At 67.7% G+C, this 13747-nt stretch carries 15 protein-coding genes; 8 read left to right on the top strand and 7 right to left on the bottom strand.

Going from position 1 to position 13747, the window contains the following annotated elements; genetic code table 11:
- Window positions 1-95 precede the first annotated feature (95 nt).
- The 3 genes from ABZ845_RS19415 (at window position 96) to ABZ845_RS19405 (ending at window position 2678) form a co-directional block, all read left to right on the top strand.
- Window positions 96-1004, top strand: a complete 909-nt coding sequence (locus ABZ845_RS19415) for a LysR family transcriptional regulator (RefSeq protein ID WP_360980967.1) — start codon at window positions 96-98, stop codon at window positions 1002-1004.
- 157 nt (window positions 1005-1161) lie between these two features.
- Entirely contained in the window at window positions 1162-1644 is a 483-nt protein-coding gene (locus ABZ845_RS19410; RefSeq protein WP_360980964.1) for an NUDIX hydrolase, read from the top strand.
- Window positions 1645-1808: 164 nt separating this feature from the next.
- Window positions 1809-2678 carry a GNAT family N-acetyltransferase gene (locus ABZ845_RS19405; protein WP_360980961.1) on the top strand — a complete coding sequence of 290 codons (870 nt, stop codon included), beginning with the start codon at window positions 1809-1811 and terminating at the stop codon, window positions 2676-2678.
- A gap of 25 nt (window positions 2679-2703) precedes the next feature.
- Here the strand turns inward: ABZ845_RS19405 and ABZ845_RS19400 are convergent, their stop codons facing one another.
- On the bottom strand, window positions 2704-3912 hold the full coding sequence (locus ABZ845_RS19400) for an MFS transporter (protein WP_360980958.1): 1209 nt from the start codon (window positions 3910-3912) through the stop codon (window positions 2704-2706).
- Window positions 3913-4054: 142 nt separating this feature from the next.
- On the opposite strand from ABZ845_RS19400, the gene ABZ845_RS19395 reads away from it, so the two are divergent.
- Window positions 4055-4513 (top strand): MarR family transcriptional regulator, encoded by a 459-nt coding sequence (locus tag ABZ845_RS19395; protein WP_360980955.1) that lies wholly within the window; start codon window positions 4055-4057, stop codon window positions 4511-4513.
- A 54-nt stretch (window positions 4514-4567) separates the two neighbouring features.
- Complete coding sequence (locus ABZ845_RS19390) at window positions 4568-5020, top strand: GNAT family N-acetyltransferase (protein WP_360980952.1); 453 nt, start codon at window positions 4568-4570, stop codon at window positions 5018-5020.
- Between the two features lie 80 nt (window positions 5021-5100).
- Here ABZ845_RS19390 and ABZ845_RS19385 read toward each other — a convergent pair whose 3' ends face one another.
- Window positions 5101-6486 carry a serine hydrolase domain-containing protein gene (locus ABZ845_RS19385; protein WP_360980949.1) on the bottom strand — a complete coding sequence of 462 codons (1386 nt, stop codon included), beginning with the start codon at window positions 6484-6486 and terminating at the stop codon, window positions 5101-5103.
- A 98-nt stretch (window positions 6487-6584) separates the two neighbouring features.
- Complete coding sequence (gene dnaB / locus ABZ845_RS19380; protein ID WP_360980946.1) at window positions 6585-8060, bottom strand: replicative DNA helicase; 1476 nt, start codon at window positions 8058-8060, stop codon at window positions 6585-6587.
- 460 nt (window positions 8061-8520) lie between these two features.
- On the opposite strand from dnaB, the gene ABZ845_RS19375 reads away from it, so the two are divergent.
- Entirely contained in the window at window positions 8521-9858 is a 1338-nt protein-coding gene (locus tag ABZ845_RS19375; RefSeq protein WP_360980943.1) for an MATE family efflux transporter, read from the top strand.
- Window positions 9859-10029: 171 nt separating this feature from the next.
- Here ABZ845_RS19375 and rplI read toward each other — a convergent pair whose 3' ends face one another.
- From rplI to rpsF, 4 genes are all read right to left on the bottom strand, one after another.
- Window positions 10030-10476, bottom strand: coding sequence for a 50S ribosomal protein L9 (gene rplI, locus ABZ845_RS19370; protein ID WP_360980940.1), 447 nt, complete (start codon window positions 10474-10476; stop codon window positions 10030-10032).
- Window positions 10477-10494: 18 nt separating this feature from the next.
- On the bottom strand, window positions 10495-10731 hold the full coding sequence (gene rpsR / locus ABZ845_RS19365; protein WP_003949403.1) for a 30S ribosomal protein S18: 237 nt from the start codon (window positions 10729-10731) through the stop codon (window positions 10495-10497).
- Window positions 10732-10814: 83 nt separating this feature from the next.
- Entirely contained in the window at window positions 10815-11405 is a 591-nt protein-coding gene (locus ABZ845_RS19360; protein WP_360980937.1) for a single-stranded DNA-binding protein, read from the bottom strand.
- Window positions 11406-11476: 71 nt separating this feature from the next.
- A complete protein-coding gene (rpsF, locus tag ABZ845_RS19355; protein ID WP_004985983.1) occupies window positions 11477-11767 on the bottom strand; it encodes a 30S ribosomal protein S6 in 291 nt (96 codons plus the stop codon).
- 262 nt (window positions 11768-12029) lie between these two features.
- Here rpsF and ABZ845_RS19350 point away from each other — a divergent pair, with 262 nt between their 5' ends.
- Window positions 12030-12347: a hypothetical protein gene (locus ABZ845_RS19350; protein WP_360980934.1), complete on the top strand. Its 318-nt coding sequence runs from the start codon at window positions 12030-12032 to the stop codon at window positions 12345-12347.
- 158 nt (window positions 12348-12505) lie between these two features.
- Window positions 12506-13624: a peptidoglycan bridge formation glycyltransferase FemX gene (femX, locus tag ABZ845_RS19345; protein ID WP_360980931.1), complete on the top strand. Its 1119-nt coding sequence runs from the start codon at window positions 12506-12508 to the stop codon at window positions 13622-13624.
- Window positions 13625-13747 lie beyond the last annotated feature (123 nt).

The raw sequence follows: 13747 nt of genomic DNA, 5'->3' as shown, positions 1-13747 counted from the left end.
TGACTCTATGTCAGTGTCCAATCACAGTAGCGACAGAGACCTATCGACTTATTTATAGTTGGCCGCGTCCCAGGGTGCGGAGGGGAGACGACTGCATGGATCTGGCCCTGCTGCGCACCTTCGTGACCGTGCACCGGGCCGGTTCCTTCACGCGCGCCGCGGCACTGCTCGGCCTCTCGCAGCCGGCGGTCACCTCCCAGATCCGCACACTGGAACGGCAGCTGGGCCGGCCCCTTTTCCTGCGCCAGGCCCGCGGGGTGACGCCCACGACGATCGGCGACGAACTCGCCCACAAGGCCGCCCCCCACCTCGACGCCCTGGTGGAGATCACCGAGTCCGGGCTCGACGAGTACTCGTCGCTACGCACCCTCCACCTCGCCGGACCTCCGGAGTTCACCGCCGAGCGCGCCCTGCCCGCACTGGCGGAGCTGACCGATGACGACGGGCAGGGACTTGCCCTGCGCGCCTCCTTCGGGAACGCCGAGGAAGCCCTGGAGGGGCTCGCCGCGGGACACCACGACCTGGTTATCACCACGACCCGGCCGCGCGGTGCCCTCCTCACAGCGACCCCGCTGTGCGACGAGGAGCATGTCCTGATCGCGGCGCCGCGCTGGGCCCCCCGCATCGGGGGCCATCGGAAGCTCCGAGGGGCGATGGCACACGCGCTGGAGAACCTTCCGGTGGTCGAGGTCCATGAATCCCTGCCGTTCGTCTCCCGCTACTGGGCGTCCGTCTTCGACTCCCGCCCCGCCGCCTCGGGCACCGTGATCGTCCCCGATCTGCGCGCGGTCCTCGCCTGCGCCGCCACAGGGGCCGGACTCGCCGTACTGCCCCGCTACCTATGCGCCCCCGCGCTGGAGCGGGGCGAGGTGGTGACGCTCCATGAACCGACGATTCCACCCTTGCGGACCTATTTCCTCGCCGTCCGGACCGGGACACTGGCCATGCCCCATATCGCCAGGTCCCACGAATGGCTGCTGCGGTCGGCGGCCCTCTGGGCCTGACCTGCGGCTGAGGACACATCGATACGGACGGCGGCGGCCATCCCGTAATGGCGATCGCGGGCGCGGGCGATGGCGTGGCACCACTGATTCACCCCGAGTGGACTCCGTGTGGGGTGAGTGATGTTTCACGTGGAACGTGCTGGGCCACATTTCCCCCATGACCGTTCGCCCTGTGGTCAAACGCACCGCCCGCGCCATTCTGCTCGACGGAAACGATCTTGTTCTGATCAAGCGCACAAAGCCCGGCGTTGATCCCTACTGGGTCACACCGGGAGGTGGAGTCGAGCCGTCCGACACGACCGTGGTCGACGCCTTGCACCGCGAAGTGCACGAAGAACTCGGCGCCAAGATCACGGATGTGGTGCCGTGCTTCGTGGACACGGTCGAGCACATCGGAGAGGACGGGGGCGCGACCGGTGTGAAAGTCCAGCACTTCTTCGTCTGCCGTCTGGAGTCCATGGATGAGCGCCTGCGGCACGGACCGGAGATCGAGGAGCCCGCAGGCGAGTACGAGATCGTCCGAGTCCCCTTCACCAGGGTCGGCATCGCCTCCGTCCATCTCGTGCCGCTGTCCCTGAGGCACTATCTCGACGGCAACATCGAGGGCGTACGGGCCATGCACGCACCCGATCTGGGCTGACTCCGGGCCAGGCTCACTGACGACCGGTCCTGATCAGGTCGGCACTGTTTCACGTGAAACATCCATCCCTGTCCTGCACGGTCGGGGATGACATGGCCAAAAGCCTGTGCGTTCCCTCGCAAAGCGGTGGACACCAGCGGCTCATGTCGGACAGCCTGACCTGCGTGTCGACACCTCTCCTCGCCGCTCTGCCCATCCGCCGTCTGACGCACCGCGATCTCCTCGCCTGCGCCGACTTGTCCGAGGACCGGGGTTGGCCCCGCGAGGAACACAAGTGGGGGCTCCTCCTCGCCGCCGGAAAGGGATACGGCATCGATGCTCCAGACGGAGGTCTCGTCACCGCCTGCGTCGTGACGGAATACGGGTCCCCGCAGCGTCCGGATCTGTGTGCCATCGGCATGGTGCTCGTCGCCGAGCGGCACGCCCGTCAGGGAGTCGGCCGTCGGCTGATGCGGCATGTGGTGACGGAGACGGGCACCACCACACCGCTCACGCTCTACGCGACGCCCAACGGCCGTCCCCTCTATGAGGAACTCGGCTTCAAGGTCACGGGCAGCTCCGAGATGCTGCGCGGACACTTCGCTGCCGAAGGACCTCCGTCGGCGGTCGCCACCCGCCCCGCCACGGGGGAGGACCTCGCCTCACTCGTCCAGCTCGACAAGGAAGTGTTCGGCGTCGACCGCACCCACATGATCACGCGGCTGCCCGCCTTCTCCGACCAGTTGCGCGTCGCGGAGGAAGACGGACGGATCACGGGGTACGCGGCCGTCTGGCCAAATATGAACACGCATGTCGTGGGCCCGCTCATCGCCCGCGACACCGAGACGGCGAAGGCACTTGTGGCTTCTCTTGCCGCCCGCACCGACCGGCCGTTGCGCATCGATGTGGACGTACGGCACGAAGACCTGCTGACGTGGCTGAAGGAGCGCGGGCTCGCCTCCGTCACATTCACCTCGCTCATGACGTACGGCATCCCCGACCTCCCCGGCGACTGGACGCGGCGCTTCGCCCCACTGACGGTGGCGGCCGGCTGAACCCGGGTTCAGACCCCGTTCTCACTCAGCGGTGGACCGGGGCGCGCCGTTCACCGAGTACGGCCCCGGCCACGACCGTGCCGGAGGCCGTCTCACGGTGCTCCAGGGCGGCGGAGACGAACGCCAGCAGCAGCGCGGACAGGGCGAGGAGCGCACCCACCCAGTTGGGGGCGGTGTAACCGAGACCGGCGGCGATCACGATGCCGCCGAGCCAGGCGGACAGCGCGTTGCCGAGGTTGAAGGCGCCGATGTTCACGGCCGAAGCGAGGGTCGGGGCGCCATGGGCGTGGTCCAGGACCCGCTTCTGCAGCGGAGGCACACTCGCGAAGCCAAGGGCCCCGATCAGTACCAGGGTGATCGCCGCGAGGACCTTGTAGTGGGCGGTCAGGGTGAACAGCGACAGGACGAGAGCCAGGCCGCCGAGCGACACATACAGCATCGGCATCAGTGCGCGGTCCGCATACCTGCCCCCGATCAGGTTGCCGCCGACCATGCCGAGTCCCAAGAGGACCAGCAGCCAGGTGACCGAGCCCTCGGAGAAGCCCGCGACGTGGGTCATCATCGGTGCGATGTAGGTGATGGCCGCGAACACTCCGCCGAAGCCGAGGACGGTCATCGCCATGGCGAGCAGCACCTGTGCGTTCTTGAAAACGGCCAGCTCTTGGCGCAGGCGGACACCTTCGGGCTTGGGCATCTCGGGCACGAGCCGAGCGACACCGAGCAGCCCGGCCACCCCGAGTGCGGCGACGAGCGCGAAGGTGACGCGCCAGCCGGCGGACTGTCCGACGAATGTGCCGAGCGGGACACCGATGACGTTGGCGACGGTCAGGCCACTGAACATCATGGCGATGGCGCTCGCCCTCTTCTCCGGGGCGACCAGCTCCGAAGCGGCCACGGAGCCGATGCCGAAGAACGCTCCATGGGCCAGGGAGGCCACCACCCGGCCCACCAGCATCAGCCCGAAGGCCGGGGCCACGGCGGAGAGCAGGTTGCCGAGGATGAACAGGCCCATCAAGAACATCAGCATCCGCTTACGGGACACCTTGGTGCCGAGTGCGGTCATGATCGGGGCGCCGAACATCACCCCCAGGGCATAGCCCGTCACCAGGAGCCCGGCGGTGGGGATGGAGACCCCGAAGTCGTTCGCGACCTGGGGCAGCACGCCCATGATCACGAACTCCGTCGTGCCGATTCCGAAGGCCCCGATCGCGAGGGCCAGAAGCGCGAGAGGCATGAGACAGCAGACCTTCCAAACGGTTGCATGAGCGTGTTGCGAACTCACACAATAATTGCAGACGCGTGTTACTTGCAAACGCGGGCTATTGCTGCTGTGTTCTATCCTGGATACGAGCCGCTCCAGAACGGAGGAGAACGCCATGACAGCGACGGAACCCGCGCTCACCGCCCTGGCCCAGGGCTGGTGCGCCCTCTCCCTGTTGCACGGGAAGATCGAGGCCCGTGTAGAACGCGCCTTGCAGGCCCAGCACGGACTGAGCGCCCGGGAGTACTCGCTGCTGGACGTGCTCAGCCGCCAGCACAACGGCGAGGGCGGGCATCTGCAGATGAAGCAGGTGGCCGACGCGGTGGTCCTCAGCCAGAGCGCCACGACCCGGCTCGTCACCCGGCTCGAGGACCGCGGCCTGCTCTCGCGCTACCTGTGTCCTACGGACCGGCGCGGCATCTACACGAATGTCACCGCCGCCGGACTCGAACTCCTTGAGGCGGCCCGCCCCACCAATGACGCCGCGCTGCGCCAAGCACTCGATGAGGCGGCGAAGAACCCCGAGCTTGCTCCGCTGGTCCGCGCCGTCTCGTCGTTGAACGCTCCCGCCTGAGGGGTCCCGCGCACTGCCCAGGGCCGCCGGTGCGCACCCGCATAGGGTGCGGGCATGGGAGATCTTGAGATACGCCCCGCCACCCCGGACGACGTTCCCGCAGTCGTCGCCATGCTCTCCGACGACCCGCTGGGCTCACAACGGGAGTCGGTGGACGACCTGACGCCCTATCTGAGCGCGATGGAGCGGGTGACCAGCGATCCGAACCAGCACCTCGTGGTCGCCGTACGCGAGGGAAACGTCGTGGGCACCCTCCAGCTCACGATCATTCCGGGACTGTCCCGCAGGGGCGCGACCCGCGCGCTCGTCGAAGCCGTACGCGTCCACCGCGATGAACGCGGCGGCGGCCTCGGTACACAGCTCATCGAGTGGGCGATCGGCGAATCCCGGCGCGAGAACTGCCGGCTTGTCGAGCTCACCTCCGACGCCACCCGTACGGACGCTCACCGCTTCTACCAGCGGCTCGGCTTCACGGGCTCGCACATAGGGTTCAAACTCCCCCTCTGAGCGGCCTCGGTTTCCCCCGTGTATTGCCGGCGGGTGTCGTGTTTCACGTGAAACACGACACCCCCCAGGGTCCTTTCGGGTCAGCCGATCCCCCGCCATCCCTCCGGGTCCACTCCGCCGGGCACCGGGGAGCCCTCGTCGTACGGCCGACGGGTGAAGACAAACGATCCGACGTCCAGATGGCTCACGGCTCCGTCCGGGCGCCGCACGGCCCGTAGAAGCTCTCCGGCGTAGTAGCCCTCGAGGCCCGTCCACGTCCCATCACCATCAGCCCGGAACCGGGAGCGCCGACCGGGGCCCGACAGCGGTTCCAGTGAGACGAGTCCATCCGTCGTGAGGCGCAGGGCGAAACCGCGCGTTCCCCAGTACCACTGCCCCGCCAACTCCAGTACGGACGGGTCGACTTCTCGCAGGGGTCGCCATGGTTCGGGGATCCGCGGTTCGGCCTCGGCGACAATCCGGACGAGATCGGCGGCCGCCTCGGACATCAACGGCCCGGACGTGCAGTTGGCCAGGACTACGGCTGCGACGTCATCCTCGACGCTGAAGGTGAGGCAGGCGAGAAAGCCTGGCAGCGACCCCGTGTGCCCGAGAAGGAGTCGTCCGTCCGAGCGGCGGATCTCCAGACCCAGGCAGTACGCGTATCCCGTGGCCACGTCGGCGGGTTCGGGGGGAGCCGCCGGGGTCCGCATCTCCAGCAGAGACCCGGCGCTCAGCACTCGGTCGTCGCCCCGGACGAGGAAGGCCGCGAATCTCGCCAGGTCCCCTGTTGTCGACCAGAGTTGCCCGGCCGAGGCCATCCGGCCGAGGTCCTCGGCCGGTTCGGGCAGCAGGACATCGGCCCACGGGTGGACCGCCCAGCCGTCCGCGTACGGCGCCTGTGGGCGCACACCCGTACGGTGCAGGCCCAGAGGTTCGAGCACCTCCCGGCTCAGGACCTCCTCCCACGAGGCTCCGCGTACCTCCTCGACGAGCGCGCCGAGCAGGCTGTAGCCAGGGTTGGAGTAATGGAAGCGCCGGCCGACCGGATGCACGAACGGCTGCTCGCCCAGCACATCCCGGAGCCGGGGACGCAGCGAACCCGGTGTCCGCTCCCACCATGGCGCGGGGGACTCGGCCGCCAACCCTCCTGTATGGGCGAGCAGTTCGGCAATGGTCGCCTCACCCACCCCGGTGCCGGGAAGATGCTTCTCCAACGGGTCACCGAGATCCACCAGCCCCTCGTCACGCAACCGCAGCACAAGGACCGCGGTGAAGGTCTTGGTGATCGAACCGATCCGGTACTGCATGTTCTCGTCCGGCGCGGGGCCGTCCTCGCAGGTACGCGAGCCGTGCCACACCGACCTCCCGCCGCGGACGACCGCCGCCGCCAACGACGGCGCCCGCCCTTCGGACTGCGCGACAGCGATGCGGTGCAGCAGGGCCCGGCGCGTGGCAGGAAGCAGCTCTTCTTGCGATGTCGTCATGGCTACAGTCCATCCGGCATCGGTTGTCCCGTCGAGTCCGGGTGCCGGCTCGCGGGTGGCCAAGGCCGTCACGCCAAAATGTGCCGACAGCAGGCCGATCAGGTCTGCGCCATGTCCACGAAGCGGGAGTAGTGGCCCTGGAAGGCGACCGTGATCGTCGCCGTCGGGCCGTTACGGTGCTTTCCGACGATGATGTCCGCCTCGCCCGCGCGCGGCGACTCCTTTTCGTACGCGTCCTCGCGGTGCAGCAGGATCACCATGTCGGCGTCCTGCTCGATCGAGCCGGACTCACGCAGGTCGGACACCATGGGTTTCTTGTCGGTGCGCTGCTCGGGGCCTCGGTTGAGCTGCGAGAGAGCGATCACCGGCAGCTCCAGTTCCTTGGCCAGCAGCTTCAGGTTTCGCGACATCTCGGAGACTTCCTGCTGCCGGCTCTCGGACCGCTTCGAGCCGGACTGCATGAGCTGCAGATAGTCGATGACGACCAGTTTCAGGTCGTTGCGCTGCTTGAGGCGCCGGCACTTGGCGCGGATCTCCATCATCGACAGGTTCGGCGAGTCGTCGATGTAGAGAGGGGCCGCGGACACATCCGGCATCCGGCGCGCGAGGCGGGTCCAGTCCTCGTCCGTCATCGTGCCGGACCGCATGTGATGCAGGGCCACACGGGCCTCGGCGGACAGCAGACGCATCGCGATCTCGTTGCGGCCCATTTCCAGCGAGAAGATCACGCTCGGCAAGTTGTTCTTGATGGATGCGGCACGCGCGAAGTCCAGGGCCAGCGTCGATTTACCCATGGCGGGACGGGCCGCGATGATGATCATCTGGCCGGGGTGCAGCCCGTTGGTGAGCTGGTCGAGATCGGTGAAGCCGGTCGGTACACCTGTCATCTCGCCCGACCGTGACCCGATCGCCTCGATCTCGTCGAGTGCGCCCTCCATGATCTCGCTGAGCGGCAGATAGTCCTCCGCCGTGCGCTGCTCGGTCACCGCGAAGATCTCGGCCTGGGCGCTGTTGACGATTTCGTCGATGTCGCCGTCGGCCGCGTATCCCATCTGCGTGATACGCGTCCCGGCCTCGACCAGGCGGCGCAGCACCGCGCGTTCGTGCACGATCTGCGCGTAGTATTCGGCATTCGCGGCGGTCGGTACCGTCTGCACCAGCGTGTGTAGATAGGAGGCGCCACCGACCTTGGTGATCTCTCCGCGCTTGGTCAGCTCGGCGCCGACCGTGATGGGATCGGCCGGCTCGCCCTTCGCATAGAGATCGAGGATCGCCTGGTAGATGGTTTCGTGAGCGGGCCGGTAGAAATCGTGGCCCTTGAGGACCTCGACGACATCTGCGATCGCATCCTTGGACAGAAGCATGCCGCCGAGTACGGACTGCTCGGCGTCCAGGTCCTGCGGCGGGACACGCTCGAAGGCGGAGCCCGCGCCGTCCCAGTTGCCACCGTCCTGACCGCGGTCGTGCTGCTCGTCGCGGCCTCGACCGCCCTCGCGGCCCCGGCGGGAGGCGGGAACACGATCACTGGGACCGCTGTCGGCCCACGGATCGTCCAAGGGCTCGGAAATGCTCACCGGGCCGCCTCCTCCCGTCCGCCGTGCGGACCTCGCCGCGCCCCTCTTTTCTAGGGCATGGCACTGACATCTCGAGAAGCCCGGCTCCGGTTCAGACGTGTCGGTCTCACATGTCTTCCGAGGACGGAGGACGGAGCGGGCGCCGGACCACGTTAGGCCCCTCGGGGGCGTCAGCCAATCTGGTTATCCACAGGCCATGTGGACGAGCTTCCCGATGCTGTGGAGAACTCCGCGAAACCTGTGCACGACACGGTGGACAGCCCTGTGAACAAGCCCTCAGCCCCTCCGCAGAAGAGCGCCTGACCAGCATCTTTCCCATCCACCGGCTGTGCAGAAGAAAAACTTCCCCCGTCGGACCAAGATCCCCTCGAAGGGTGCACAGCGCCGCGCCGCACATAGATTCCAGTAAGGGGCACAAACACTTTGCATCTCTTACCTGTGGACGGTTAGATTGATGGCCATGACACAGGCTCCCGCGACGCCCCTCGCTCCCCGACGCCGGCACGACCGGGAGATCGTCGCACTCGCTGTGCCCGCCTTCGGCGCACTCGTCGCAGAGCCACTGTTCGTGATGGCCGACAGCGCGATCGTCGGCCATCTCGGCACTGCCCAGCTGGCAGGTCTCGGTGTCGCCTCGGCACTGCTCACCACAGCGGTGAGCATCTTCGTCTTCCTCGCCTACGCCACCACGGCCGCGGTCGCCCGCCGGGTCGGCGCGGACGATCTCCGCGCAGCCGTCCGCCAGGGCATGGACGGCATCTGGCTGGCCCTGGTACTGGGGACCGCCGTGATCGCCGTCGTCCTGCCCACGGCCCCCGGCATCGTCGGCCTCTTCGGCGTCTCACAGACAGCCGCGCCTTTCGCGACCACGTATCTGCGGATCTCGGCGCTGGGCATACCCGCCATGCTGGTCGTGCTCGCCGCCACGGGTGTTCTGCGCGGGCTGCAGGACACCAGGACGCCCCTGTACGTGGCCGTCGCCGGTTTCGCGGCGAATGCCGCCCTCAATGCGGGCCTTGTCTACGGCGCCGGCCTGGGGATCGCCGGATCCGCCTGGGGGACCGTCATCGCCCAGTGCGGCATGGCGTCCGTGTATCTGTATGTGGTCGTCCGTGGAGCTCGACGGCACGGCGCCTCATTGCGGCCCGACCTGGCCGGGATACGGGCCTGCGCACAGGCAGGCGTCCCCCTGCTGGTCCGTACGCTCTCGCTGAGGGCGATCCTGATGATCGCCACCGCCGTGGCGGCACGGCTCGGAGACGCGGAGATCGCCGCCCACCAGATCCTCCTGTCGTTGTGGAGTCTGCTCGCCTTCGCCCTGGACGCCATCGCCATCGCCGGGCAGGCCATCATCGGACGCCATCTCGGTGCGGACGACCCGGGGGGTGCCCGGGATGCCTGCCGCCGCATGGTGCAGTGGGGCGCTTCCATCGGGGTGGCGCTCGGCCTCCTGGTGCTGGTGAGCCGCCCGCTCTTCCTCCCCTTGTTCACCGATGACACCGCCGTCCACCACGCGGCGCTGCCCGCTCTGGTGATCGTGGCCGCCGCGCAGCCCGTCTGCGGAATCGTCTTCGTACTGGACGGCGTACTGATGGGTGCCGGGGACGGCCCCTATCTCGCCTGGGCGATGCTGCTGACCCTGGCGGTCTTCACTCCGGCGGCCCTGCTCGTCCCGGTGCTGGGCGGCGGGCTCACCGCCCTGTGGGCGGCGATGACGTTGATGATGGCCGCGCGACTGCTCACACTGTGGCTGCGGACGCGTTCGGGAAGCTGGATCGTGACAGGAGCGACGCGGTGACGCCGTGACCCGCTGCGGGGTGGGCGGATGGCACCGAACGCGAATCGCGTCTACACAGCCCTGTTTCACGTGAAACGGAAACCTCGCACGGCCAGGGTTTCGCGCCGTCATCGCGAATGGGGCCGCACCCTGGAGGGTGCGGCCCCATTCAACGCTTCAGAGAGCGTGCTCTCAGGCAGCGACGACCTCGATGTTGACCTTGGCGGCAACCTCGGGGTGCAGACGCACGGACGTCTCGTGGGCGCCCAGCGTCTTGATCGGCGCGCCCAGCTCGATGCGGCGCTTGTCGACCTCGGGGCCACCGGAAGCCTTGATCGCCGAGGCGACATCGGCCGGGGTGACGGAACCGAAGAGACGGCCGGAGTCGCCGGAACGGACCGAGAGGCGGACCTTCACACCCTCGAGCTGGGCCTTGATCTGGTTGGCCTGCTCGATGGTCTGGATCTCGTGGATCTTGCGAGCACGACGGATCTGCTCGACGTCCTTCTCGCCGCCCTTGGTCCAGCGGATCGCGAACTTCCGCGGGATCAGGTAGTTGCGAGCGTAACCGTCCTTGACGTCGACGACGTCGCCGGCGGCACCGAGGCCGGAGACCTCGTGGGTGAGGATGATCTTCATGAGTCGGTCACCCTTCCCTTATCGCGCGGTGGACGTGTAGGGCAGCAGCGCCATCTCACGGCTGTTCTTGACGGCCGTGGCGACGTCACGCTGGTGCTGCGTGCAGTTGCCGGTCACGCGGCGGGCACGGATCTTGCCGCGGTCGGAAATGAACTTCCGCAGCATGTTCGTGTCCTTGTAGTCCACGTACGTGACCTTGTCCTTGCAGAATGCGCAGACCTTCTTCTTCGGCTTGCGCACAGGCGGCTTCGCCATGGTGTTTCTCCTGTGTGATCAAGAAGTTTGGGATACGGCCCGCCCTTGAACCGGCGCCAGGTCCGAGAACCCGGCCCGAAGTCCTAGAAGGGGGGCTCGTCCGAGTAGCCGCCGCCACCACCGCCGCCGCCGGAGCCACCGCCCCAGCCGCCGCCACCGCCCTGGCCACCGGCAGGAGCGCCGGTCGCCCACGGGTCGTCGGCCGGAGCGCCGCCCTGCTGGCCGCCGCCGGGGCCACCGCCCCAGCCGCCGCCACCCTGGCCGCCACCGCCTCCGTAACCACCCTGGCCACCCTGGCCACCACGGCCGCCGGCCGTCTTGGTGACCTTGGCCGTGGCGTTGCGCAGGCTCGCGCCGACCTCGTCGACATCGAGCTCGTAGACCGTGCGCTTGACGCCCTCACGGTCCTCGTAGGACCGCTGCTTCAGCCGGCCCTGCACGATGACGCGCATGCCTCGCTGAAGCGACTCGGCGACGTTCTCCGCCGCCTGACGCCAGACCGAGCACGTCAGGAACAGGCTCTCGCCGTCCTTCCACTCGTTCGTCTGACGGTCGAAGGTGCGGGGAGTGGACGCGACGCGGAACTTCGCGACCGCCGCACCGGACGGGGTGAAGCGCAGCTCGGGGTCGTCGACAAGATTGCCGACGACCGTGATGACGGTCTCGCCTGCCATGGGGAACCTCTCGGCGGGTTTGCTGCTGGCTGCTTGCTGCTACTCGAATCCCGGGATCAGCTGAGCGGAGCTCAGTGGGTCTCGGGACGGAGGACCTTGGTCCGGAGGACCGACTCGTTCAGGTTCATCTGGCGGTCGAGCTCCTTGACGACCGCAGGCTCGGCCTGCAGGTCGATGACCGAGTAGATGCCCTCGGGCTTCTTCTTGATCTCGTACGAGAGACGACGACGGCCCCAGGTGTCGACCTTCTCGACCTTTCCGCCGCCGTCACGGACGACAGAAAGGAAGTTCTCGATCAGCGGGGAGACAGCACGCTCCTCGAGATCGGGGTCGAGGATGACCATCACCTCGTAGTGACGCATGTGGAACCCACCTCCTCTGGACTCAACGGCCACGGTCGTTCCGTGGCAGGAGGGTTGTGATGCGTACGCAACGGTATCGGCCGCCACTGACAATCGGGGTCGGTAGGCGGTTGACCCGGCTGAGCCTGGGCAGACACCGGTGCAGACGGTACAGAGTACCCGCACACGTGCTTCCGGTTGAAATCCGGCCGTGGAGCGCCACAATCTGTACACATCGGGTGTGTATGGCGCTACGATGCGCCGCCTTCCGCAGGAGGTGCCCATGGCACAGGTATTGCGACCCAACACCACCGGTTCACTCTTCGCCACGGACGGCAAGGCCCATCCCCTCCAGGACACGCTTCTCGTGGTGACCCTGGTGCTCGGGCTCACGGCCTTCATCACAGGTTTCTTCCACGGCCTGCATCTGCTCAGCTCCTGGACCGGCCTGGTGGGGATCTTCACCGGCGCCTACGGACAGTTCATTTCCATCACGACCCGTGAGCGCTTCGGTCTGATCCTCGGGTTGGGCGCCTCGGCCATCGGCTTCTTCCTCGGCATGGCTCACGGCGGTCTCTTCGGCGGGCTCATCGGCCACTGACCACCCGGTCGCCGGACGGTCCGCGAGGCTGTCGGGCGATCGGATGGGCACATAGGTTCCATACAGCCATTCGGGGCGCTCGCAGGGCGCAGTAGGCTTCGCGCGAGAGCCGGAGCCCCTGTACCCATGGGGACACACCAGCCCGAGGAGCGCCCCGAATGAGCCTGACCCTGAGGACGATCAGCCGCGAGCAGCATCTGGCGTACATCCAGAGCCTGCCGGCGGCTAGCCACATGCAGGTTCCGGCCTGGGCGGATGTCAAGGCCGAGTGGCGTTCCGAGAGCCTCGGCTGGTTCGACAAGTCCGGCGAGCTGGTGGGCGCGGGACTGGTGCTCTACCGCCAGCTGCCCAAGCTCAAGCGTTACCTCGCCTATCTGCCCGAGGGTCCGGTCATCAACTGGTTCGCGCCGAATCTGGACGACTGGATCCAGCCGATGCTGGCGCATCTCAAGCAGCAGGGCGCCTTCTCGGTGAAGATGGGCCCGCCGGTCATCATCCGGCGCTGGGAGGCGGGCTCCATCAAGCAGGGCATCCAGAACCCGGACGTGAAGCGCCTGCGCGACATCGAGGCGGACTTCATCGAGCCGCGTGCCTTCGAGGTGGCCGACAAGCTCCGCCGCATGGGCTGGCAGCAGGGCGAGGACGGCGGCGCCGGCTTCGGCGACGTGCAGCCCCGTTATGTCTTCCAGGTACCGCTCGCGGGCCGCTCCCTGGAAGAGGTCCACCAGAACTTCAATCAGTTGTGGCGCCGCAACATCAAGAAGGCGGAGAAGGCCGGCGTCGAGGTGGTCCAGGGCGGCTACCACGACCTCGAGGAATGGCAGCGGCTGTACGAGATCACGGCCGTGCGCGACCACTTCCGGCCCCGCCCGCTGTCGTACTTCCAGCGCATGTGGACGGCCCTCAACACCGAGGACCCCAACCGCATGCGGCTCTACTTCGCCCGGCACAACGGGGTGAACCTGTCCGCGGCGACGATGCTGGTCGTCGGCGGTCACGTCTGGTACTCCTACGGCGCCTCCGACAACATCGGGCGTGAGGTCCGGCCCTCGAACGCGATGCAGTGGCGGATGCTGCGCGACGCGTACGCGCTGGGTGCCACCGTCTACGACCTGCGCGGCATCTCCGACTCGCTGGACGAGACGGACCACCTCTTCGGCCTGATCCAGTTCAAGGTGGGCACGGGCGGCCAGGCCGCCGAGTACCTCGGTGAATGGGACTTCCCGCTCAACAAGCTGCTCCACAAGGCACTTGACATCTATATGTCGCGCCGCTGACACCGCCCCCGTCCGGGGCCGCGCAGTCGGCCCCGCGTCGCCCCGCCACTCCGGCGGATCCGACACAATTCCCTCTCAGACCTCTGACACACGGCAGCCACGAGAAAGGTTCCGGGACCGGCC

The sequence above is a fragment of the Streptomyces sp. NPDC047022 genome (genome assembly GCF_040644155.1).
Classification (GTDB): domain Bacteria; phylum Actinomycetota; class Actinomycetes; order Streptomycetales; family Streptomycetaceae; genus Streptomyces.
The sequence above is the reverse complement of the archived record's forward strand: the minus strand, read 5'-3'. Positions and strand labels throughout refer to the sequence as shown.

Coding starts and splice junctions, on each gene's coding strand:
- ABZ845_RS19415 (WP_360980967.1), top strand. CDS start 96: ATGGATCTGGCCCTGCTGCGCACCTTCGTGACCGTGCACCGGGCCGGT.
- ABZ845_RS19410 (WP_360980964.1), top strand. CDS start 1,162: ATGACCGTTCGCCCTGTGGTCAAACGCACCGCCCGCGCCATTCTGCTC.
- ABZ845_RS19400 (WP_360980958.1), bottom strand. CDS start 3,912: ATGCCTCTCGCGCTTCTGGCCCTCGCGATCGGGGCCTTCGGAATCGGC.
- ABZ845_RS19395 (WP_360980955.1), top strand. CDS start 4,055: ATGACAGCGACGGAACCCGCGCTCACCGCCCTGGCCCAGGGCTGGTGC.
- ABZ845_RS19390 (WP_360980952.1), top strand. CDS start 4,568: ATGGGAGATCTTGAGATACGCCCCGCCACCCCGGACGACGTTCCCGCA.
- ABZ845_RS19385 (WP_360980949.1), bottom strand. CDS start 6,486: ATGACGACATCGCAAGAAGAGCTGCTTCCTGCCACGCGCCGGGCCCTG.
- ABZ845_RS19375 (WP_360980943.1), top strand. CDS start 8,521: ATGACACAGGCTCCCGCGACGCCCCTCGCTCCCCGACGCCGGCACGAC.
- rplI (WP_360980940.1), bottom strand. CDS start 10,476: ATGAAGATCATCCTCACCCACGAGGTCTCCGGCCTCGGTGCCGCCGGC.
- rpsR (WP_003949403.1), bottom strand. CDS start 10,731: ATGGCGAAGCCGCCTGTGCGCAAGCCGAAGAAGAAGGTCTGCGCATTC.
- ABZ845_RS19360 (WP_360980937.1), bottom strand. CDS start 11,405: ATGGCAGGCGAGACCGTCATCACGGTCGTCGGCAATCTTGTCGACGAC.
- rpsF (WP_004985983.1), bottom strand. CDS start 11,767: ATGCGTCACTACGAGGTGATGGTCATCCTCGACCCCGATCTCGAGGAG.
- ABZ845_RS19350 (WP_360980934.1), top strand. CDS start 12,030: ATGGCACAGGTATTGCGACCCAACACCACCGGTTCACTCTTCGCCACG.
- femX (WP_360980931.1), top strand. CDS start 12,506: ATGAGCCTGACCCTGAGGACGATCAGCCGCGAGCAGCATCTGGCGTAC.